Genomic DNA, 22,132 nt, shown 5'->3' with positions numbered 1-22,132 from the left:
TCTTGCCCTGAATGTGCCGGTCCCTCAGTGTGCCCACTCCGCGCGATCCGATCCCCACGGATGGGCTGGTTCGGGGTAGTCCTCGAACTCTGCCAGCGCGGGTCGTGCGGTGGTCACGTCGGCATGGTTGACAACAACATTCAGGCCGGGAGCGGTCGGTAGACCGGGATGGACGGTTCGGCCGGGTGCGTCGAGAAGACGGGCGCCGGTGCTGGCCAATGACACGTCGACATCGCGGCCACGGCCGTCCTGCGAGCGCAGCATCAACGCGTCGAGGATCCCAGCTGCCAAGAAGTATCCGGTCGAGTGGTCGAGGGCCTGCGCTGGAAGTGCGCCCGGTTTCTCGCCGCCCTCGAGGAACGAGATACCGGATGCGGCCTGCACGATGCTGTCGAAGCCGCGGCGATTCGCCCACGGACCTTCCCATCCCCACGCGCTGACGCGCCCGTGAATCAGGTGGGCGGGAAGATCCTGCCCGATGAGTGCTTCGAGTGCGCCCGGACGGTAGCCGGTGACCAGTACGTCTGCGGTGTCGAGGAGTTCGCGGAATGCTGCCGCTTCCGCCGAGGACTTCAGGTCGAGAAGCGCCGACCGCTTGCCCTGGCCACTGTCGAGGTGCTGCCATCCGATCTCGGGGATCGCCGGAGGGTCGATCCGCAGAACGTCAGCGCCGACCAGCGCGAGGGCACGGGTCGCGACCGGGCCGGCGATGACCCGGGTCAGGTCGAGAACACGTGGGCGCGTCGGATGCGTGCGGGGTTTTCCCTCGTCGCGTACTCGGATGGATACCAGAGGCTCAGACCTCGCAGCTGCGCACTGCTCACTCAGGCGCCACTCGGTCTCGGTACGAACACGGACCGCGATGGCGCCGATCCCGGCGGCCTGCTGCTCGATCTCGATGGCGCTGAGTTCGGATATCCGTTGCGCCACTGCATCTTTAGGTGATCCATGGTCGAGTTCGAGGATGGCGAGCAGGCGGTCGCGATGGTGTGGATAGTTGCCGTGCGTGCGGACCCAACCGTCGCGGGCGGCAAAGAACCCCGAGTATTCGGAGAATCCGTTGATCGGTTCGCCGCCGATCCGGAACAGTCGATCGCTCGAGAAGGACGCGGCGATGCGCTCGGGATCGAGGGTCCAGTGTCCGTCGCCCCGGCTGGTTGACCGAGGAATTGCCGAGGCGAAGGCCGCGACTGAGCCTGCAGCGAGGTCGAACACCGGCAAGTGCGCCGCAAGGAAGCCCGCCGAGTCCGGGCATTCGATGTGGCCGCGTCGGTCGTCGGTGTGCACCCCGACGTCACGTTGGTATTCGTCGAGATAGAACCCGTACCCGTGATCCATGTGGCGCCTTTCGGCAGTTCAGTGGCCGAGAAGCTCCCGGCACTTCTCTGCCAGCGTATCGCGGAGCGGCGCAGCACGATCCGCCAACTGTTGTTGCTGACGCACGTATTCGGCGCGGCCCGCGGGAGTTTCGATACGAATGGGGGAGTACCCGTACTCGGCGAGGTCGTATGGGCTCGCGCGCATGTCGAGTTCACGGGCCAGGAGCGCGTGTTCGAAGCACCGCATCACCAGATCGGAATCCACGAGTGGCAACAACTTGAAGCTCCACTTGTACAGATCCATACCCGCGTGCAGGCAGCCCGGCTGTTCGTGATCGATCTGAGTTTCGCGTGCAAGCGGGAGCGAGTTCTTGGGGGCCGCGTCCGGTGTGAAGAACCGGAACGCGTCGTAGTGCGTGCATTTGAGTGGCAGGGATTCGACGACCGCGTCGGTACCGGCGAACCCGAGCCGCAGCGGCACTGACTGGTGACGGATCGCGTCCTCGCCGCCGCGATAGACCATCGCCCATTCGTGGAGGCCGAAGCAACCCAGCACAGCGGGCCGCGCCGACGTCTGATTCAACAGATTCCACACGAATTCGACTGTGTGACGCCGACGCTCCAGCACGGCGGACTCGACCGTCGCGGTACCCGAATCGTCGACGCGGTAGCCGGAGAAGGCTGCGTATTCGCCGGCGTTCTCGAGTGCGACTCCGTACCCGGGGTGCCAGCGGCGCAGTTGGGCGGGCTTGAAGTTGTAGTACGTGAAGAGGAAGTCGTGCACCGGGTGAGAGATACCGGCGCTACGACGCGCTCGGTGCGGCTCGACGAGCTTCTCCACCTCCTCGAGGTGAAGTGCCCGCCGAGCCGTCCACTCGCTCTGTGCGAGTGCGAGTGAATGCACCGAACGTGTCATCGATCAGCTGTTTCTTTGTCCGGGAACAGCATCCGTGCCGCGGTGCGTGCCGTCGCGAACCGTTCCGACGTACTCCTCGAGCAGATCCTCGAGCGCGACGATACCGATCACGACTCCGTCGGCGTCCGTGACTGCGCCGAGGTGCGAGCTGGCCCGACGAAGGCCGGCCAACGCTTCGGCCAGCGGCGTGCTGAGCGGAACGATGGGCAACGGGCGGATATCCGATGTCGGAACGACGGTGTCCGGCCCGGCAGCTTCGTCGAGCACCTCGTCGAGCACATCCTTGAGGTGCACGTACCCGGCCAGCGATCCGTCGCTCGCTCGGACCGGGTAACGCGAGTATCCGGTCTCGATGACCGCACGCTCGATCTCACCCAGTGTTGTTCCCGACGGCGTGAGGGGAATGGTCCGCACCTTGTCGAGGGTGATCAGGACCTCGGAGACGGTGCGATCTGTCGATTCGAGTGCCTGCTTCAAGCGCCGGTGTTCTTCGGCGTCGATCAGACCCTCGGATCGCGATTCACCGATCATCGCGGACAACTCCACCGCCGAGACAGTGACGTCGAGTTCGTCCTTGGGCTCGACGCGCAGGAGCTTGAGCACTCCGTTGGCGCAGAGGTTGTAGAACGCGATGATCGGGCGAGCGATCTTGATGAACGCCAGATGCACGGGAACGAGCAGCATGGCCGTCTTCTCGGGGCCCGCCAACGCGATGTTCTTGGGCACCATTTCGCCGAGGAGGATATGCAGCACGACGACCAGCGAGAGCGCGATCGCAAACGAAATCGGGTGTAGCAATCCGTCGGGAAGGCCGACGGCTTCCATCGGCACCTCGAGGAGATGCGCAATGGCGGGCTCGGCGACCTTACCGAGGAGGATCGAGCAGATCGTGATGCCCAGCTGAGCTGCCGCAAGCATCAGCGAGAGGTTCTCACCGGCCTTGATGACCGTGAGTGCCCGCTTCTTACCCTGCGCGACAAGTGCCTCGAGGCGGTCGCGTCGTGCGGAGATCAGCGCGAACTCCGCACCGACGAAGAATGCGTTACCGGCGAGCAGCACGACGGTGAGGAGTACACCGAAGAGGTTATTCATCGTCGGACTCCTTCGTGTCGTCGTCTGCGGATTCGGGTTCGACATGTGCCGGGACCGGCGTGATGGTCACTCGGTCGATACGACGGCCGTCCATACTGGTCACTCGGGCGATCCACTTTCCGCGGGAATCACCGGAGGAGTCGACGTCGGGCAATTCCACTTCGTCACCCTCGTCGGGGATTCGGCCCAGTTCGGTGAGCACCAGACCGCCGAGGGTGTCGTAGTCGCCTTCGGGCGCGGTGTATCCGGTTGCCGACGTGACCTCGTCGATGCGCAGGAGACCGGAGCACGACCAGCCGTCGCCGACGCGCTGTACGTCGAGTTCGGGTTCGTCGTGTTCGTCGCGCACATCACCGACGATTTCCTCGATGAGGTCTTCCATCGTGACGATGCCGGCTGTTCCGCCGTATTCGTCGACGACAAGCGCGACCTGCATGCCGTCGGAGCGGATCCGCTCCATGACGGTGTCTCCGTCCAGGCTCGACGGCACGACGGGCACACGTTGAGCCAGACTGTCGACGCGCGTCGTCCGCCTGCGCTCGGCCGGAACGGTGAACGCGTGCTTGATGTGTACGACGCCGACTGTGTCGTCGAGATCGCCGCGAACGACGGGGAAGCGCGAGTAGCCAGTTCGCGACGCCGTCACGATCAGGTCTGCGACGGTGTCCGAGAGTTCCAGCGATTCGATCTTCACTCGCGGAGTCATCAGCTCTTCTGCGGTGCGGTCACCGAACTGCAGCGAACGGTCGACGAGCATCGCCGTGCCCTTGTCGATGGACCCGCGCTGCGCGGACGTCCGCACGAGGGACCCGAGTTCCTGCGGTGATCGCGCCGAGCGCAATTCTTCCGCGGGTTCGATGCCCAGGCGTCGCACAATCCAGTTGGCGGTTCCGTTGAGGCCGTTGATGGCCCACCGGAAGATCAGCGAGAAGCCCGCTTGCAGGCCCGCAGTCGCGCGGGCGGTGGGCATCGGCTTGGAGATTGCGAGGTTCTTCGGTACGAGCTCACCGAAGATCATGGAGAACGAGGTCGCAATCACGAGCGCCAGGATCAAAGACGTTGTCGAGGCAGCGGATTCGCTGAGCCCGACGGCCTTCGTGACCGGTGTGATGAACCGTGCCAGAACGGGCTCGGCCAGGTAACCGGTGATCAGGGTTGTGATCGTGATGCCCAGCTGAGCGCCGGAGAGCTGGAACGAGAGAGTCTTGTGCGCGTGTTGAACCTGCCGCGAGCGTCGGTCGCCGCCACGAGCAGCTTCGTCGACGGTGCTGCGTTCGAGCGCGGTCAGTGAGAATTCGGCCGCCACGAAGAGGGCGGTGCCTGCAGTCAGCGCGATGAAGCCGACCAGGCTGAGAATGGTGAAAACGATGTCCATGTGTCATCGCCACCTGAGGTGTGCACGGGGGCCGCCGGGTTTGTCTCCCGGCTCGCTAGAGGAGCCCTCCGAACCAGCGGAATCAGACGATTCCTCGGATAAAACGACGGGTGTAGCGCCGGGTAAGTGTGTGGGTGCCTCGGGCACCGGGTTCCTCTCGTCGAAGCCGAGTATTTCTCGGCTGTAGCGGGCTCGGTCGGGTCGCCGATGGGCACCCGACCGAGTTTTGTTTCCTGTTTACGGATCCAATGATACCGGCGGGTGCCCGGGAGTAGGGACCCGAGCACCCGCCGACTGTCATAAAACGTGGTTCACCAACCCGACGGAAGCGGCCGTCCTTCGGCGAATCCGGCGGCGGACTGCACTCCCAGAACTGCCTTCTCGTGCAGCTCCTCGAGTGAGCGCGCACCCGCGTACGTGCAGGTACTGCGTACGCCGGAACAGATCTGATCGATCAGGTCCTCGACTCCGGGACGCTCGGGATCGAGACGCATCCGCGAACTGGAGATGCCTTCCTCGAACAATCCCTTACGGGCGCGATCGAAAGCCGTTTCGGTGGCTGTGCGAGCGGCAACAGCGCGCTTGGAGGCCATACCGAAGCTCTCCTTGTACGCGTTGCCCGCCTGATCGACTTTGAGATCGCCGGGGGACTCGTACGTGCCGGCGAACCACGAGCCGATCATGACGTTCGACGCGCCCGCCGCGAGGGCGAGTGCAACGTCGCGAGGGTGGCGAACGCCGCCGTCGGCCCAGACGTGCTTGCCGAGCTCACGTGCTGCTGCAGCACATTCCGCGACGGCCGAGAACTGCGGGCGTCCGACGCCGGTCATCATGCGAGTCGTGCACATGGCTCCGGGCCCGACGCCGACCTTGACGATGTCCGCGCCTGCGGCGATCAGATCACGGGTTCCCTGTGCGGACACCACGTTGCCTGCAACCAACGGGACGCCGAGGTCGAGCGCCTTGAGGGTGGTGAGCGCATCGATCATTCTCTGCTGGTGACCGTGAGCCGTGTCCACGACGATCACGTCGGCACCGGCGTCGACGAGTGCCTTGGCCTTGGCGCCCACGTCGCCGTTCACACCGACCGCAGCAGCGACCCGGAGTGCGCCGCGCTCATCGACTGCGGGGTCGTAGATGCCGGCACGAATCGCGCCGGTGCGAGTGAGGACGCCGGCGAGGGTTCCGTCCTCGTTGACGATGACGGCCAACGGATCGTGCTTGGTTTCGAGCAGTTCGAAGACCTCACGCGGTGTGGCGGTGACCGGGGCGGTGACGAAGTCGGTGATCGCGACGGTACGTAGGCGAGTGAACCGATCGACATCCGCGCAGGCAGCCTCGGTGACGACACCGAGAGGCTTGCCGTCCTCGACCACTACGACTGCGCCGTGTGCACGCTTGGGTAGCAGCGCCAGCGCATCGGAGACGGCGTCGTCCGGACTCAGCGTGACCGGCGTATCAGCGACGAGGTGGCGGCTCTTGACGAACGCCACGGTCTCGGCGACAGCGTCAGTGGGGACGTCCTGCGGAATGATGACCAGTCCGCCGCGGCGGGCGACAGTCTCGGCCATGCGGCGGCCGGCGACTGCGGTCATATTGGCGACGACGACGGGAATGGTCGTTCCGGATCCGTCGGAAGAATTGAGATCGACGTCGAACCGAGAGGTGACCTCGGTCCGGTTAGGGACGAGGAAGACGTCGTCGTAGGTCAGGTCGTATGGGGGGCGTTGCCCTTCGAGGAACTGCACGTTTCACGAGCCTACCGTCGATTCCGCCGTAGCGCCCTCGGTATCGCGTGCTTGTGAGCGGGAGAGGGCGATCGTGGTCATGATCATGACGGCGACGGCGCACCCGATGAGAGCAATTCCGGGACCGTCGACGCGGAGGCGTTCGTCGAGAACCGTCATCCCCAGGAAGATGGCCGCGATCGGCTCGCCGATCGTCAGGGCAGGTAGCGACGCCGACAGAGGCCCGACCTGGAACGCGCGCTGTTGGAGGTAGACCCCGATTGCGCCCGAGGCGATCAGCGCCCACGTCTGCCATGCCGAAATCACCCCGACGACACCGTGCCCGAGTAGGTCGGTGACGTACTTGGTGAAAGCGACGGCCACGCCGTAGAAGATTCCGGCCGCGGAGCCGAGAAGCAGTGCGCGCCAGCCACCGTCGAGCTTGGACAAGCCGCCGATAGTTGCGACCACGGCCACTGCGACCGTGATAGTCAGGGGCACAGCCCAATCCGACCAGGGAGCGTTGCTGTCTCCCTCGGTGGGATCGCCGACTACGAGGAAGATCGCCAAGGAAATCGCGAGCATGATCGCCAACGACCACGCAGAACGGGTGATGCGAATTCCAGAGAACCTGGCCGAAAGTGGCAGCGCGAACAGCAGCGAGGTCACGATCAGCGGCTGCACCACCAACACCGAACCCAACGACAGTGCAACGGCCTGCATGACGTAACCGCCGCCGTCACCGATCAGCCCGGCCCACCACCGAGGACTGCGAATCAACGACGCCACCAACGCCTCGCCCTCCGGAACCGCAGACGCGGCGCGCTGCTGAGCGACGGAGGCACACGCGAAGAGAAGCGCGGCGACGAGTGCGCAGAGAACAGAGATCAGTGGAAGATCACCCATTCCCTCAGTGTGCGCGCTTGCCCGCCCGATTTCCGGCAGACGGCTTTCCTGCGCCGGGTGCGCCGCGACGCGGGGTCAAGCCCTTGGACGCCAGACGCTCCGAACGGGTCGGGACCGGAGTGCCGTCCGCACGGATCTTCTTCACACTCTTCGGATCGGTGACGCGCCGCGAGGAAGCGGCGCGCTTGTCGCCGTCCTTCTTCATCCGGCCTCCGGCAGCGGTCCGGCCTGCAGTGTCGTGTTCCTGACGGCCACGCTTGGCGGTGTGCTTGACGGCGACCGTCGTATCGGGAGCTTCGACCGGTATGCCCGTCGGCTCCATCGCACCGGTGATGCGCGTGAGCTCCAGATCGTCAGGACGAACCCGCACGCCGTGAACCTTGATGCCTGCCTGCTTGGTCAACTTCTCGACCGAATCACGTTCTTCGTCGGTGACGATGGTGACGACGACGCCCGATTCCCCGGCGCGTGCCGTCCGGCCGGCCCGGTGCAGGTAGTCCTTCGCCTCCGCCGGGGGATCGACGTGAACGACGAGCGTCACGTCGTCGACATGGATTCCGCGCGCGGCGACATCGGTGGCGACCAAAACCGGTGTTGTCCCGTCGGAGAACGACGCGAGGGTCTTGGTCCGGTTGTTCTGCGTCTTGCCGCCGTGCAGGGCGCCGGCCGAGACACCGATCAAATGCAGTTGCTGCGCAAGACGATCCACTCCGTGCTTGGTCTTGACGAACATGATGGTCCGTCCCGCCCGTGAAGCGATATGTGCGACAACGGATCTCTTGTCGTCGCGGTCGACGAAGAGCAGGTGATGCTCCATGGTCGAGACCGTGGCAACCGGGGGAGCAGTCGAGTGCGACGCCGGATTGCGCAGGTAACCCGCGACCAGATCGTCGACCTTGCCGTCGAGTGTTGCCGAGAAGAGAAGGCGCTGACCGTCTTTCGGTGTCGTGTCGAGAATCTTCGCAACCTCGTCGATGAAACCCATGTCTGCCATGTGGTCGGCTTCGTCGATGGTCGTGATCACGACGTCGTCGAGAATCACCGACTTCTGCTCGAGTAGGTCGAGTAGGCGCCCTGGGGTCGCGATCAGGAGATCGACGCCGCGGGCAAGGATGTCGGCCTGACGCTTGATCGGAACGCCACCGACCGCATTTGCCACACGCAAACCGATCTCGGTAGCAGCGTCGTCGAGTGCCTTGTGGATCTGGATCGCCAGCTCACGGGTGGGAGCGAGCACCAAACCGCGCGGACAATTCCGCTTGCTCGCCCCACCCTTCAGGCGCACCAGCATCGGAAGCCCGAAGGCCAGAGTCTTTCCGGAACCCGTCGCGCCGCGCCCGAGGACATCCCGGCCGGCAAGAACATCGGGGATGGTTGCCGACTGAATGGGGAAGGGGGCATCGATGCCGCTACGGCGCAACGCGTGCACCATCACGGCGGGGATTCCGAGGTCGACGAACGAACGCCCTTCGGTCGAGGTGGGCGAGTCGATCGTCGATTCCTGCATTTGTCCAGGCTACCGGGTATCGGTAGACGCAGATGACCGCATCTACCGATACCCGCTGTGAATCAGGCCTCGATTTCGCTGCGGTCACCGCTCCACAGTGTGTGGAACTTGCCCGGCTTGTCGATGCGCTCGTAGGTGTGCGCGCCGAAGAAGTCGCGCTGCCCCTGAGTCAGGGCGGCCGGCAGACGCTCCGCGCGGAGACCGTCGTAGTACGAGAGCGAAGACGCGAACGCCGGTACCGGAATGCCGAGCATCGTCGCGGTGGCGACCACGCGGCGCCAGCTGTCGATGCCTGCCTCGATGGCCTCGCGGAAGTACGGCGCCAGGATCAAGCTCGGCAGGCTCGGATCCGCGTCGAACGCGTCCTTGATGCGGTTGAGGAACTGCGCACGGATGATGCAGCCACCGCGCCAGATCGTCGCCAGGTCGGCAGGCTTGAGGTTCCAGTCGTACTCGGCGCTGCCGGCAGCGATCTGATCGAAGCCCTGCGCGTACGCCACGATCTTCGACGCGTACAGCGCGGCCTGGATGTCGGCGGCGAACTGCTCGGCGTCAGCAGGCTTGTCGCCGAGAGAGCCGGCGGCCAGACCCTGCGCCTGAGCTGCGGCGCGCTGATTGCGGCTACCGGACAGTGCGCGAGCGAAAACGGCCTCGGCGATACCGGTGACCGGCACGCCCAGATCCAGAGCGGACTTGACCGTCCAGCGGCCCGTGCCCTTCTGCTCGGCAGCGTCGACGATGACGTCGACCAACGGCTTGCCCGTCTCGGCGTCGACCTGGCGGAGCACCTCGGCGGTGATCTCGATCAAGTAGGACTCGAGCGTGCCCTTGTTCCACTCGGTGAAGACGTCTGCGACCTGACCGGCGTCGTAACCGAGTGCGTCGCGGAAGAGGTTGTACGCCTCGCCGATGAGCTGCATGTCGGCGTACTCGATGCCGTTGTGCACCATCTTGACGAAGTGACCGCTGCCGTCGGGGCCGATGTGCGTGCAGCACGGGGTGCCGTCGACGTGAGCGGAGATGGACTCGAGAAGCGGGCCGAGAGCCTCGTAGGACTCCTTCGGGCCGCCGGGCATGATCGACGGACCGTTGAGTGCGCCTTCTTCGCCACCGGAGATACCAGCGCCGACGAAGTGCAGACCGCGGGCGCGGATCGCTGCTTCACGACGGATCGTGTCGGTGTAGAGCGAGTTGCCACCGTCGATGATGATGTCGCCGGGCTCCATGGCGTTCGCGAGCTCTTCGATCACGGCGTCGGTCGGGGCGCCGGCCTTGACCATGATCAGGACGCGTCGCGGCTTCTGCAGTGCGGCAACAAACTCCTCGACGGTCTCGGTGCGCACGAAATCGCCCTCGGAACCATGCTCGGCGATCAGGGCATCGGTCTTCGCGATGCTGCGGTTGTGCAGGGCAACGGTGTGACCGTGGCGGGCGAAATTGCGGGCAATATTCGAACCCATGACGGCCAGGCCGGTGACGCCGATCTGAGCTCGGGGTGATTCGGTGCTAGTGGTTGACATACTTACAGCTTTCCCTCTCGGTCCGCGGCTGTGAAATCCTGCGCTGTGCGCAGCCGAAAACGGTGCGGCCGCGACGCGCGTGAACATTCAGACCGTGCATACAAAACACGGATGCAGATCACTTTAATTGCAGTGACCTGCATCCGTCTCGATACAGTTTCCGGCACAGCCGGAAGGTTCTCAGTGTTCAGTTGTCGAGCCGCAGCTCAGCGCAGGTATTACCGCTGTTCGCGCTTCGGGCCGTCGAATCCGTCATAGCTACGACGGTCGGTGCGGCTGCGGAAGCCGCCACCGCTGGTCGAGGCTGCACGGTTGTCGCCGCCGTCGCGGTTGCCCTGGTATCCACCGGAAGTGCGGTTGCCCTGGTAACCGGTCGAGGGGCGGCTGTCGCGATCGCCGTACGAGCGGTTGTTGTCGCGGCTGCCCTGGTAGCCACCACCGGACGAACGGTTGCCCTGGTATCCGCCGCGGCTCTCGCCGTCACGGCTTCCCTGGTATCCGCCCGAAGAGCGGTTGCCCTGGTAACCCGTCGACGGGCGGCTGTCGCGGTCTCCGTAGGACGGACGGCTGTCACGGTTGCCCTGGTAACCACCGCTGGAGCGATCACCCTGGTATCCACCGGAAGAGCGGTTGCCCTGGTATCCGCCGCGGCTCTCGCCGTCGCGGCTTCCCTGGTATCCACCGGAAGAGCGGTTGCCCTGGTATCCGGTCGAGGGGCGGCTGTCGCGGTTGCCCTGGTAACCACCGCTGGAGCGATCACCCTGGTATCCGCCGCGGCTCTCACCGTCACGGTTGCCCTGGTAGCCACCCGAAGAGCGGTTGCCCTGGTAGCCGCCGGAAGAGCGGTTGCCCTGGTAGCCGCCACGGCTTCCGCCACGATCACCGAAGGAACGCTCGCCACGAGAAGAGCTCTCGCGCAAGGGTTCTCCGGTCGGCTTCTTGGCGCCGGTGATGCGAGCAAGTTCAGCAGAACCCGGGGTGACGGCAACGGCTGCGGCATTGACGCCGGCCATTCCGGTCAGACGCTTGAACTGACGCTTCTGGTTGGGCAGCACGATGGCGACAACGGTGCCCTTCTCGCCGGCGCGAGCGGTACGACCAGCGCGGTGCAGGTAGTCCTTGTGGTCGGCCGGGGGATCGACGTGAACGACGAGGTCGATGCCGTCGACGTGGATACCGCGCGCTGCAACGTCCGTTGCGACGAGGACCGGGGTGCGGCCGTTCTTGAAACGCTCGAGGACGCGGGTGCGCTGGTTCTGTGCCTTGCCGCCGTGAAGCGACTCGGCAGCGATGCCGACTGCGCGGAGGCGGTCGGTGATTCCCTCGCAACCGAGCTTGGTGCGGGCGAACATGATGGTGCGTCCGTCGCGGGCACCGATCTCGGCGAGGACGGAATCCTTCTGCCCACGATCGACGAGGAGGACGTAGTGCTCCATCGTGTCGACGCTTGCGCGGCCGTCTTCGGTGGAGTGGGTGACGTGGTTGGCCAGGAACTGACGAACCAGCGACTGGACCTCACGGTCGAGGGTTGCCGAGAACAGCAGACGCTGTCCGTCTGCGGGGGTCTCGCCGAGGATCGAGCGAACCTCGGGCAGGAAGCCCATGTCCGCCATCTGATCGGCTTCGTCGAGCGCGGTGATTTCCACCGAGTCGAGGATGCAGGTGCCCTGACGCAGGTGGTCGCCGAGACGACCCGGCGTTGCGACGAGGACGTCTACGCCGCGGCGAAGCTGATCGACCTGCTTGGCGAACGGCGTTCCACCGACAGCGGGACGAACCGTGAGTCCGAGTGCGCCGGCGTAGGAGTTGAGGGAGTCGACCACCTGGAAAGCAAGCTCACGGGTGGGGACGAGCACGAGTGCGCGGGGACGCTTTGCGGCCGGGCGATCTTCGTGGCGTGAGAGGCGGGTCAGCATCGGCAGGCCGAAGGCGAGGGTCTTACCCGATCCGGTCTGCGCGCGGCCGAGAACGTTGGTTCCGGCGAGCGCGTCCGGGATGGACTGCGCCTGGATGGGGGACGGGACGGTGATGGAGTTGCGCGCCAATGCGGCAACAAGCTGCTCGGGCAGGCCGATCTCGGCGAAGGTGATACCCGGCTCGGTGGCGACTGCTTCTTCGGCAGCGGGGGTGTTGACGGTGGGGTCTTCGATGTTCTCGGAAGACGACATTTGGACAGCGTTGGTCACGCGGAAACCTCTCCGGACTACGGGCACGTCGCGGAGCGGAAGAAGCCATGCTGAAATACACGACACAGTTCGCAAAGGGACGAGCCAGGGCACATGTCACCTGGCAATCCGAACGCATACTGCGGGGAATTGGGCTGTGTGCCGTTATATGTTGACGGACCACGATGGTGGCCGTGGTCCACTCTACGCCACCGGGGACACCGAAGTCAGGTAGCCCCGCCTGTGACCTGCACTACTACACGGGGTTGCGCAGGTCAAGACTCAGTATGCGTTGAAAAGCAGTCGAAGTTCGGTGAGCCAGGGCACAGCCACCGCAACCGTGGGAACAACGAGAATCGCGACCGCCCCGAGATACGCAAAAACTGCGATGCGGGGATCTGCATCGTCGGCCGAGAGGCGCTGCACTCGGATGAGCGTCGACGGGCCGCCCGCTGCCATCGCTCCGCGGGGTGCCGTCGATCCCGCACACGCGACAAGTGCCCGCGCGAGGGGAGTGGGACCGGTAGCCCGCACAGCTGAATCGTCGGCGAGCAACTCCACCAGCAGTTGTACCGATCCCAGAGCCGACTTGCTACGGACGAAACGGGGGAACGCGTGGTTGACGGCCGTGAAAGCCTCGAGGACCAGATCGTGACGAGCTCGCAGGTGTGAACGCTCGTGCGTCAGAATTGCTTTGACCTCGGCATGATCGAGGTTCTGCAGAGTGCCTTGACTGAGAACCACGCGTTGGCGCAGACCTGGCAGGCAGTATGCGATCGGTTCGTCCACGTCCAGCACCCGCAGATCGGGTGTGCGTTCCACCGACGCGGGCATGGCGCAGTCGTCGAGAAGGTCCACCAACACGCGGTGACGTGCACGGCGACGTCGGGTTCTCACAGCGACCTGGATTATCGAGAAGATCAGCTTCGCGCCGATCAGAAGCGTCAGGGCAAAAACAACCACGTACAGAATCCACAGCGGGAGCCCGAGTGCATCGATTTCGGCGGTCGGGGCCGTCGTCGGCCTACCGTCAGCGCCGGGAACGAGCAGCTGGCTGGCAATGGCCAGGCCCGAGCTGAATGCCGACAGCACCGCAGCAATCGCGACGGCTTGCCACAGAACCAACGCCGCGCGTGGAGCGCGGTAAGGCCACGTGGAGCGGCTCAGGAGTGCGGGAACCGGACCGGCCAGCAACAAGGCAAGCAGTCCGAAAACCAGTGCAGTAGTGGCGTTCATGTCCTACACATCATGCACGACGAAATCAGTTCGGCCTAGAAATTCCGGGCTGCGCAGCCTTTTTCGCGGACTCGCGCACCTCGAGGGCAGCGAGCGCTTCGCGGAGAGCATCGGCTTCGTCAGCATTGACCTGTCCCACGAAGTGGACGAGTGCCGCAGCGCGACCGCCGGACTCCGGAGCCTGGGCCAGAGCGTCGACCATCAGGCTCGCGACCAGTTCTTCGCGCTTGTTGACGGGAAGATAGCGATGGGCGCGATCGTCACGCTGCTGAATCACCAGATGCTTCTTCGCCAGGCGCTGCAGAACGGTCATTACCGTCGTGTACGCCAATTCGCGATGTGTCGCGAGTGCTTCATGCACCTGTCGCACAGTTTGCGGTTCCGATGTGGACCACAAATGATCCATCACCGCGCGTTCGAGTTCACCTAGACCTGCCATTCTTCGATTCTACGGACTTCCACGACGAAATACGTACTACTGGTAGTAGTAACCGCCTCGGTGGGGGTGTGGTATTGGCCATAGTGATCTGCGTGACGGTTACGGTGGTGTGAGACGACCAAAGTCCCGACGATGACGATGCCCGATAATTGCAAGCCAACAGTCGATCCGCAGAAAGTAGCCGCACGTAGATGACGATCGACAGTTCGCCGGGCACCGAAGAATCGACATCACGGGCGCGGGTAGTCACGCAGAAAGCTGCCGGCATCATCCGTTTCGGCATTCGCGACGCACCCTTGACGGTCGTCCTACTTCTCACCATGTGGATACTGGGCGCCGTAACCGGCAGCATCGTTCACGGACCGTCCCGCGATCTCGAGCACACGATCGGTGCGGGAATGGGCTCGATCCAGCACGGACATGTCTGGATTCCACTGAGCTCCGCGCTGTGGGCAGGAAACCTGCTCGGGTACATCGGCGCGAGCGTGCTCCTGATTGCGGTCGCTGCACCTCTCGAACGGCGGATGGGAACGATCAAGCTGGCGATCGCCGGCGCAAGCACTCAAATCTTGGGAGTTCTGCTCGGGCTCGGCTGGGCATCCTTCGTGAAAGTGTTCGACTCCAATTGGGGGTTCCGCCTCCATGTCGGCTCCGCTGTCGGCGCGAGCGCGTGGATCGTCGGCGCCGCGATGGCCGCCAGCTCGAACATGGGGACATTGTGGCGTCGCCGCATCCGCGTCGGAACCCTGGCTTTGACCATCACCTTGGCCCTGTTCAGTGGTCAGCTGCAAGATGTCATCCGATTCTTTGCCGCTGTGGTGGGTTTGGTCATCGGACAGTGGATCGTCGGACGATCGGCTCGCGGTGAACGCATCGCCGGGACACAGCGAGAGGGCCGCGTCCTGGTCGCCATCGTCGTCGCGGCAAGTGCGATCGGCCCGATGATCGCCGCGCTGTCCCCACAGGCGGTTGGCCCACTCGCCGTACTCCGCGATCTCTTCCGTGGTGTTCCCTGGACTGTCGCAGAAGTACGTGAGCTGTGCGCCGAATCCGCGTCGGATCCGGACTGCCGACGCGGCCTCCTCGAGCTGAGACTCTCGGGGATCGGGCCGACTCTGCTCTCGTTGATGCCGTCGATTTTTGTGCTGGTGTTGAGCGATGGGCTCCGTCGTGGCCGCAGATTCGCCTGGATTGCGACTGTCTGTGCTCAGGTCGTCTTACTCGTCCTCTCGATCGGGAACTTCGTCATCAGGTTCGTCGACGCAGTCGACAGCGACAGCTTGTTCTACGGAATCAGCGATCCGAACGTGTATCGAACTCTGGTGCCGTTCCTGACACCGCTCTTCGTGCTGATCCTGCTGATCGCCACACGTCGATACTTCGACGTCGCGGCCCCGGCCAAGACGTATCGACGTCTCGGTGCTGCGATCGTGACCTTGCTCGCGGTCCTCGCCGTGATCTACGTCGGCGGCGGAATGCTCGCCAGGCACGGGTTCGACCGCGAGCCCACGGTCACGTTGCTGCTCGCGGACTTCCCACAGCGCCTTGTACCGCCGGTGTACCTGCAGTTGATCGACCCGCGCCTGCTTCCCGTGGACATCGAGTCGACGTTGCTCTTCGAGTGGACCGGCGTCGTGTTCTGGGGCGTTGCCGCCGTGTTGGTATTCGTGAGTTTCCTCAAGCCGGTCAAGACCGCCGATCCCAAAGCCGCCGAACGAGCGCGATCCATGTTGATCGCCGGTACCGGCAGCCCGTTGTCGTGGATGACGACGTGGAAGGGGAACACGTACTGGTTCAGCGCGGACGGTTCGAGTTACGTCGCGTATCGCGTCATCGCCGGCGTTGCTCTCACCACCGGTGATCCGGTCGGTCCTCCAGATCGCATGCGCGCGGCGATCGAGGGGTTCGCCGAGTTCGCGTCGTCGAACGGTTGGATTCCCTGCTTCTATTCCGTGACCGACGACGCCCGAACCATCACCGATTCGATGGGCTGGAGCGGTCTACAGGTCGCCGAGGAAACCGTGCTCGACCTGGGACAAGTCGCGTTCACAGGAAAGCGGTTCCAGGACGTGCGCACAGCACTGAACCGGGCGAAGAAGTCCGGTATCACCGCCGAGTGGATTTCCTTCCCTCATGCACCTCTCGCGATCAAGGATCAGATAGTAGCGATCTCGGAGGAGTGGGTAGCGGACAAGGGGATGCCCGAGATGGGATTCACCCTCGGCGGACTCGACGAGGTCGACGACGAACAAGTGCGATGCCTGATCGCGGTCGACGAGGATCGCACCGTGCACGGTGTCACGTCGTGGCTACCGGTGTACCGCGACGGCAAAGTCGTCGGGTGGACACTCGACTTCATGAGGCGACGCTCCGAAGGGTTCCGTCCCGCGATGGAGTTCCTCATCGCTTCCGCTGCACTGAAATTGGAGGAGGAGGGCGTCGAGTTCCTCAGTCTGTCCGGTGCACCGCTGGCAACAATCGCCGGTGACTCCGAGAGGAATGCGAACGAACCGGAGGCCACGACTTTCTCGGCGATGATGGACAGCGTGCTCGACCTACTCGGTCGCACCCTTGAACCGGTGTACGGATTTCGATCGCTGCTGGCCTTCAAATCGAAGTTCCAGCCGCGGTACGTGCCGATGCACATGACATTCGCCGATCCAGCCGCGTTGCCGAGCATCGGCAACGCGGTCGGACGGGCATACCTGCCGACCGTGACGATCGGTCAGGGATTCAAACTCGTTCGGACGATTCTGGGTCGCTGATTCGCGATCGTCACGCAGGCTTTGCCGGCCCGCCGACGGCGCCGAACACGTGCCGGGTTCCGATCGGAACGATCAGCGGCCGATCCGAGACGGGATCGTCGATGACCGCGGCTTCGAGACCGAACACCTCGAGCAGAAGTTCCGCGGAAATGATGTCCTTGGGGACACCAGAAGCGACGACGGCGCCGTCGCGCATCACGATCAGATGATCGCTGTATCTGACCGCGAGATTGAGGTCGTGCAGAACCATCACCACGGTGCGCCCCATTTCCTCGTGGAGTTGATCCACCAGGTCGAGGACTTCCATCGAGTGTGCGAGGTCCAGATAGGTAGTCGGTTCGTCGAGAAGCAGGATGTCGGTTCCCTGGGCGAGAGCCATCGAGATCCAGGCTCGCTGACGCTGACCGCCGGACAATTGATCGACGGGCCGATCGGCGAGATCCGAGACACCGGTCAGCTCGAGCGCTTCGGCTACCTCGCCCTCGTCGTCCGCGGACCACTGCCTGATCCACGACTGGTGCGGGTGGCGCCCACGTGAGACCAAATCGGCGACGGTGAGCCCTTCCGGCGCAACCGGAGTCTGGGGGAGCATTCCGAGCACCCGCGCGACTTCCTTGGTCTTCATCGAACTGATCGCCTTGCCGTCGAGGATGACCGATCCACCCTTTGGCTTGAGCAGACGACCGAGCGCGCGCAAGAGCGTCGACTTGCCGCAACCGTTGGGTCCGATGACCGTCGTGATCACGCCGGTGGGGATCTCGAGATCGAGTCCGTCGACGATGATGCGATCCCCGTACCCGAGCGTCAGATTCTGCGCGACGAGACGCGAAGGAGCATCGGTGGACTGGGCGATGGTGGTCATGCTGTGACCTTCCGATTGTTACGAACCAACAGGTAGAGCAGGAACGGGCCGCCCAGTGCGGAAGTCACGATTCCGACGGGGAGTTCCACAGGCAGAATTGTTCGAGCGATGACGTCGCTGCCTACCACCAGTACAGCACCGGTCAGCGCGGAAGCCACGATGGGCGGGCCGGCGGAGCGCACCAGACGCATGGCGACCTGTGGCGCAGCCAGGGCGACAAAGCCGACCGGACCTGCTGCTGCGGTCGCGATGGCGGCCAGTGCCACGGCGGAAAGCAACAACTTGGCCTGTGATGATTGCAAGCGAACACCGAGTGAGGTTGCGTTGTCGTCGCCCAACCGCAGTGCTCCCATGGTGAACGATGCGATCACCGCGTAGCCGCCGACTACTGCGACGGCGATTGCGACCGGCCACATCTGATTCCAGGTGGCACCGTTGAGTGAACCGTTGAGCCACACCTGTGCGCGAGAAGCGTCGTTGATGTCCGCCGAGATGAGGAGCCATCCCGTCGCTGCCACCAGCATGGCGTTGATGCCGATACCGATCAGGATGAGGCGGAACCCCTCGACGCCCTTGCGCCACGCCAAGGCGTAGATCACCACTGCTGTCAGTAGGCCGCCGCAGAGCGCAGCCAACGGAATCCCCAGTGTGGCAAGCAGTCCCACGAACGAGCCACCCCCGCCGAGTACGATGAGTGCCACTGCGGCGGCACTCGATCCAGCCGTGATTCCGAGGATGTCGGGGCTGGCGAGGGCATTGCGCGCAATCGTCTGGGTGACCGCACCGGCAATGCCGAGTGCCATACCGATGAAGAGCGCGGTGAGCGACCGAGGAAGTCGAAGGTCGAAGACGATCAGGTTCTGTGTCTTGCTGCCATTGCCGAGCAGGACCGAAATGACATCGGGGATCGAGATCGGATAGTCGCCTCGCCCGATGTTGATGCAAAGCAGAAGGAACAGCGCAACTGCGAGGGCAATGCTCACCGACACCGCGAGTGGGCGGTAGACCAGCGAGAATCCACCGAGGCGGATCGACTTACGTGAGGGGACGGTCCGGGGGAGTACCCGGAGTTCCTGCTTGAGCGTCACAGACTTGCCAACTTCCTGCGGCGTACGAGAGCGATGAAGAACGGAGCGCCGAACAGGGCCAAGATGATGCCGACCTGCAACTCACCAGGGCGCACGACCACGCGGCCGATGATGTCCGCGGTGATCAACATGACCGCGCCGAGTAAGCCCGCGTACGGGACCAGCCAGCGGTAGTCGGGTCCGGTGATGGCCCGGGCTACGTGAGGGACCACCAAACCGATGAACGCGATCGGACCACACGCCGCGGTGGCGGCGCCGGTCAGCAGGGTGATCGCGACGATGCCGAGTGTGCGACTGAACGCGATGTTCGTTCCCAAGGCTTTTGCGACGTCTTCACCCAAGCTGAGGACGTTGAGCCCCGGCGTACTTGCCAAGGCGATGACCAATCCGAGTATCAGGAAAGGTAGGACCTGCCAGAGGACGTCGAACCCGCGACCGGACACCGACCCGACAACCCAGAAACGGTAGGCGTCCAGGCTCGTCTGGTCGAGGATTATCACGGCGTTGGTCATGGCTTGCAGGAAGAACGCGACGGCCGCGCCCGCCAGAGCCAGACTCAGAGGACTTGCGCCGCCGTTTCCGATGGAAGACAAGCCGAAAACGACGATGCTGGCGACGAAGGATCCTGCGAACGCGAACCAGAGGTACTGACTCGGCGCCGTAAAGCCGAAGAGGTAGATCGCCATGACCACGAAGAACGCCGCGCCTGCGTTGAGGCCGAGTAGACCGGCATCCGCCAACGGGTTGCGCGTGTGTCCCTGAATCAAGGCACCGGCGATACCGAGTGCAATTCCGACAACAAGACCCAAAATCGTTCGTGGGGCGCGCAACGTCCGCACGATGATGTCCGTTTGAGTTCCGTCCGAATTGAAGAGCGCGTGGAAGATCTCGGCGAACGTCAGTGGACGAGCACCCACCGCGATACTCGCGAGCATCACAAGCGCGAGCAGCACGGTGAGGACCGCGAGTCCGATCAGGCGGCGCCGGCGAGTTGCACCGACACTGTTGTCGCGTGCGAGTTCTTCGAAGCCCTCGTCGCGGGCCGTGCTTTCTCGGACCACCTCGATGCCGCTTCGGTCGAACGGTCTGCGCAGAGCCCGGCGGACACCGATGGGCTGTTTGGTGGTCGCGTCACGCGTGACCAGGCCAACCCATCCCTTCCCCGAGGTCCGACCGGTGGCCCCCTCACGGAATCCGAGGTTCCACACAAGGAGACCGACGGCGATCGCTATTGCTGTCCCGCCGAAGACTGCTCGATCGGCCTCGCCGCCACCGTTGTCGTCACGGAGCGACTGGACGATGTACCAGCCGACGATCAACGGAAGTAGGAACACCGCCGCGTCGAAAAGTCCAGCCAGGACACGCATTCGGACAGGAGCGGGGCCGCGCGGCACGATGCGCCGTCCGTACGTCTCGCTGGGTCCTCGGGGATGTCCGTTCCCGAGAGATTTGATCATCGTCACTGGCGGTTCGAGCTCCTGGTCTTGGTGCGCAGGGAATTCGCATCTTAGGTTACGGAACCCTATGCGGGTGCGCTTCCTGCGGGGGACGTTCCTGTGAATATGCGGTGCCCAGCGTCACAGTTCTTTACTCTTGAATTATGGTGAGGCTAACCTACATTAAGAACCACAAGACAACTTCGGCCGATTGGAGTGCACGGTGACCATCACCTTGACCACCCAGCATGCGGATGTTCGTGAATTCGAACTCCGGTCGAACGCATTGAGCCGCACCAGCGTTCGCCTACGAGCACTCAACCCTGACTATCCGCGCGTCTACGCGGTTGCCGCCATGGCGGGCGAAGGTAAACGGCGTTGGTGGCAACTGAGCGAGGGCCTGTGCGGGGATCGGGTGCATCAGATGTTCGCCCGTTCACTTCAAGATCTCGACAGCGCCGAAGCTGCGGCGATCCAGGTTGCCACGTCACTTATTCATGCCGTGGTCGGCAGGGTGGCCGCGTCGATCGTCTCCGAGGGGTCCGCATGGGACCCGGGGCTCGAGAACCTGTTCATCCACATGGACAGCGACGGCGGGATCGACTGGGCCGGCGTGGTCGACGAAACGCTGCGCGTTGCGCCCAACGGACGGGAGTCCGGCAGTGACGGCGTCGTCGACATGCCGTGTGAAGAAGCGCTCCTTGTCTGGACCGCGCACCGTTGCCTGACTTCACTCCGAGCCATTTATGACGCCGTCGCCAGGTGTGCGCCCGTCGACCAGTTCAGATTCTGGGGCCTGGTAGGGGAGTCGATCCTGGGTGCAGCGGCCTACGTCCCCATCTTGGCCGGTGAGGGCGAATCGGCCGCTCAGCGTCGAGGGCAGGGACTGCTGGACGCCTTTGTCGCCGCCGGGCTGCCGGTTCGTGCGCGCCGCAAGGTCTCGCTACGCCCTCGTTGGAACCAGTTCGACGAAGGGCTTGCTAAATTAGGTCAGCCTTGCCTATGATTGTGGAACACCTCGCAGAGAGCTACACGACGCGAGAGTGACGAAACTGCCGGACCGCGCCGGAGTCCTGAGGGCTGCAGAGACTCCCGGTCCTTCCCACGGCGGGTTTCCCATCGAATGATGGGAAACCCGCCGGTTCTTTTTCCAGACCTGATTCCTAGCTCGAGTTACCTCTCGTGTAATCAGGTAGGGAGTGGCAGCCACACCGGCGCCAGAGAATCACAGATGGAGATGGCATGGTCGACACTGCTGAGACCGCAGAGATGATGAAACGGCTCGGGACGGGCTTCGACGCCACCATCGGCCTGGAATACACCGAACTGAGCCCAGACCGTGTGAGGGCGCAATGGACGGTCAAGCCCACGCTGCACCAGCCCGCCGGGATACAGCACGGGGGTGTGTACTGCTCGGTGGTGGAGTCTCTCGCCAGCGTCGGTGGCACCGTGTGGCTGGGCGAGCGAGGACACGTGGTCGGAGTCAACAACAACACCGACTTCCTGCGCGCAACGCGGGAGGGCATTCTCACCGCTGAAGCCACCCCGATTCATCGCGGACGCACCCAGCAACTCTGGGAAGTTCGCATCACCGACGAGAACGGCCGACTCGTTTCCAAGGGGCAGGTTCGCCTCGCGAACATCACCGAGGTGGCGAAGATCGGAAACTGACCACGCGGCAGTCGATCGAATAACGAAGGGGGGGGGGGGGGGGTGTAGCAACCACCCCCCCCCCCGGTTGGGTGCAGACGCCCCGGGGGGCGGTGGGGACAAGGCACC

17 protein-coding genes are annotated in these 22,132 nt (G+C 64.1%); 3 read left to right on the top strand and 14 right to left on the bottom strand.

All coding sequences use genetic code 11. The annotated features are described in order from the left end of the window. Window positions 1–24: 24 nt before the first annotated feature. The 11 genes from QM596_RS10350 to QM596_RS10300 form a co-directional block, all read right to left on the bottom strand. Window positions 25–1,338 (bottom strand): CoA transferase, encoded by a 1,314-nt coding sequence (locus tag QM596_RS10350; RefSeq protein WP_283308886.1) that lies wholly within the window; start codon window positions 1,336–1,338, stop codon window positions 25–27. A gap of 18 nt (window positions 1,339–1,356) precedes the next feature. Next, window positions 1,357–2,235 carry a hypothetical protein gene (locus tag QM596_RS10345; RefSeq protein ID WP_060938561.1) on the bottom strand — a complete coding sequence of 293 codons (879 nt, stop codon included), beginning with the start codon at window positions 2,233–2,235 and terminating at the stop codon, window positions 1,357–1,359. Window positions 2,236–2,238: 3 nt separating this feature from the next. Next, window positions 2,239–3,327 carry a hemolysin family protein gene (locus QM596_RS10340; protein ID WP_003944826.1) on the bottom strand — a complete coding sequence of 363 codons (1,089 nt, stop codon included), beginning with the start codon at window positions 3,325–3,327 and terminating at the stop codon, window positions 2,239–2,241. Continuing rightward, window positions 3,320–4,702, bottom strand: coding sequence for a hemolysin family protein (locus tag QM596_RS10335; RefSeq protein ID WP_019748444.1), 1,383 nt, complete (start codon window positions 4,700–4,702; stop codon window positions 3,320–3,322). The genes QM596_RS10340 and QM596_RS10335 overlap by 8 nt, the downstream gene beginning before the upstream one ends. 311 nt (window positions 4,703–5,013) lie before the next feature. Beyond that, entirely contained in the window at window positions 5,014–6,450 is a 1,437-nt protein-coding gene (locus QM596_RS10330; protein ID WP_042919784.1) for a GuaB1 family IMP dehydrogenase-related protein, read from the bottom strand. Window positions 6,451–6,453: 3 nt separating this feature from the next. Then, window positions 6,454–7,335 (bottom strand): DMT family transporter, encoded by an 882-nt coding sequence (locus tag QM596_RS10325; protein ID WP_020907757.1) that lies wholly within the window; start codon window positions 7,333–7,335, stop codon window positions 6,454–6,456. A gap of 4 nt (window positions 7,336–7,339) precedes the next feature. Further along, window positions 7,340–8,842, bottom strand: a complete 1,503-nt coding sequence (locus QM596_RS10320) for a DEAD/DEAH box helicase (protein ID WP_283308884.1) — start codon at window positions 8,840–8,842, stop codon at window positions 7,340–7,342. Window positions 8,843–8,904: 62 nt separating this feature from the next. After that, window positions 8,905–10,362, bottom strand: a complete 1,458-nt coding sequence (gene gnd / locus QM596_RS10315; RefSeq protein WP_007730904.1) for an NADP-dependent phosphogluconate dehydrogenase — start codon at window positions 10,360–10,362, stop codon at window positions 8,905–8,907. Between the two features lie 218 nt (window positions 10,363–10,580). Then, complete coding sequence (locus tag QM596_RS10310; protein ID WP_283308883.1) at window positions 10,581–12,548, bottom strand: DEAD/DEAH box helicase; 1,968 nt, start codon at window positions 12,546–12,548, stop codon at window positions 10,581–10,583. A gap of 261 nt (window positions 12,549–12,809) precedes the next feature. Further along, window positions 12,810–13,763, bottom strand: a complete 954-nt coding sequence (locus QM596_RS10305; RefSeq protein WP_003944922.1) for a M56 family metallopeptidase — start codon at window positions 13,761–13,763, stop codon at window positions 12,810–12,812. A 25-nt stretch (window positions 13,764–13,788) separates the two neighbouring features. Then, window positions 13,789–14,202 carry a BlaI/MecI/CopY family transcriptional regulator gene (locus QM596_RS10300; RefSeq protein ID WP_003944876.1) on the bottom strand — a complete coding sequence of 138 codons (414 nt, stop codon included), beginning with the start codon at window positions 14,200–14,202 and terminating at the stop codon, window positions 13,789–13,791. A gap of 191 nt (window positions 14,203–14,393) precedes the next feature. Between QM596_RS10300 and QM596_RS10295 the strand changes: the two genes are divergently transcribed. After that, window positions 14,394–16,967: a bifunctional lysylphosphatidylglycerol flippase/synthetase MprF gene (locus QM596_RS10295; RefSeq protein ID WP_182261188.1), complete on the top strand. Its 2,574-nt coding sequence runs from the start codon at window positions 14,394–14,396 to the stop codon at window positions 16,965–16,967. A gap of 10 nt (window positions 16,968–16,977) precedes the next feature. On the opposite strand, the gene QM596_RS10290 is transcribed toward QM596_RS10295, so the two are convergent. Genes QM596_RS10290 through QM596_RS10280 form a run of 3 tightly spaced genes read right to left on the bottom strand, consistent with a single transcriptional unit; the run spans window position 16,978 to window position 20,374 of the window. Then, a complete protein-coding gene (locus tag QM596_RS10290; RefSeq protein WP_020907760.1) occupies window positions 16,978–17,829 on the bottom strand; it encodes an ABC transporter ATP-binding protein in 852 nt (283 codons plus the stop codon). Next, entirely contained in the window at window positions 17,826–18,917 is a 1,092-nt protein-coding gene (locus tag QM596_RS10285) for a FecCD family ABC transporter permease (RefSeq protein ID WP_019748452.1), read from the bottom strand. Before QM596_RS10285 ends, QM596_RS10290 begins: the two co-directional genes overlap by 4 nt. After that, a complete protein-coding gene (locus tag QM596_RS10280) occupies window positions 18,914–20,374 on the bottom strand; it encodes a FecCD family ABC transporter permease (protein WP_019748453.1) in 1,461 nt (486 codons plus the stop codon). The genes QM596_RS10285 and QM596_RS10280 overlap by 4 nt, the downstream gene beginning before the upstream one ends. Before the next feature lie 202 nt (window positions 20,375–20,576). Here QM596_RS10280 and QM596_RS10275 point away from each other — a divergent pair, with 202 nt between their 5' ends. Continuing rightward, window positions 20,577–21,359, top strand: a complete 783-nt coding sequence (locus tag QM596_RS10275) for a hypothetical protein (protein WP_020907762.1) — start codon at window positions 20,577–20,579, stop codon at window positions 21,357–21,359. A gap of 236 nt (window positions 21,360–21,595) precedes the next feature. After that, window positions 21,596–22,024, top strand: coding sequence for a PaaI family thioesterase (locus QM596_RS10270; protein ID WP_205906149.1), 429 nt, complete (start codon window positions 21,596–21,598; stop codon window positions 22,022–22,024). Window positions 22,025–22,132: the final 108 nt, after the last annotated feature.

The sequence above is a fragment of the Rhodococcus sp. IEGM 1406 genome (assembly GCF_030056745.1).
Lineage (GTDB): Bacteria > Actinomycetota > Actinomycetes > Mycobacteriales > Mycobacteriaceae > Rhodococcus_F > Rhodococcus_F erythropolis.
Note: the sequence above shows the minus strand (reverse complement) of the source record. Positions and strands in the feature narration are given on the sequence as shown.

Coding starts and splice junctions, on each gene's coding strand:
- QM596_RS10350 (WP_283308886.1), bottom strand. CDS start 1,338: ATGGATCACGGGTACGGGTTCTATCTCGACGAATACCAACGTGACGTC.
- QM596_RS10345 (WP_060938561.1), bottom strand. CDS start 2,235: ATGACACGTTCGGTGCATTCACTCGCACTCGCACAGAGCGAGTGGACG.
- QM596_RS10340 (WP_003944826.1), bottom strand. CDS start 3,327: ATGAATAACCTCTTCGGTGTACTCCTCACCGTCGTGCTGCTCGCCGGT.
- QM596_RS10335 (WP_019748444.1), bottom strand. CDS start 4,702: ATGGACATCGTTTTCACCATTCTCAGCCTGGTCGGCTTCATCGCGCTG.
- QM596_RS10325 (WP_020907757.1), bottom strand. CDS start 7,335: ATGGGTGATCTTCCACTGATCTCTGTTCTCTGCGCACTCGTCGCCGCG.
- QM596_RS10320 (WP_283308884.1), bottom strand. CDS start 8,842: ATGCAGGAATCGACGATCGACTCGCCCACCTCGACCGAAGGGCGTTCG.
- gnd (WP_007730904.1), bottom strand. CDS start 10,362: ATGTCAACCACTAGCACCGAATCACCCCGAGCTCAGATCGGCGTCACC.
- QM596_RS10305 (WP_003944922.1), bottom strand. CDS start 13,763: ATGAACGCCACTACTGCACTGGTTTTCGGACTGCTTGCCTTGTTGCTG.
- QM596_RS10300 (WP_003944876.1), bottom strand. CDS start 14,202: ATGGCAGGTCTAGGTGAACTCGAACGCGCGGTGATGGATCATTTGTGG.
- QM596_RS10295 (WP_182261188.1), top strand. CDS start 14,394: ATGACGATCGACAGTTCGCCGGGCACCGAAGAATCGACATCACGGGCG.
- QM596_RS10290 (WP_020907760.1), bottom strand. CDS start 17,829: ATGACCACCATCGCCCAGTCCACCGATGCTCCTTCGCGTCTCGTCGCG.
- QM596_RS10280 (WP_019748453.1), bottom strand. CDS start 20,374: ATGATCAAATCTCTCGGGAACGGACATCCCCGAGGACCCAGCGAGACG.
- QM596_RS10270 (WP_205906149.1), top strand. CDS start 21,596: ATGGTCGACACTGCTGAGACCGCAGAGATGATGAAACGGCTCGGGACG.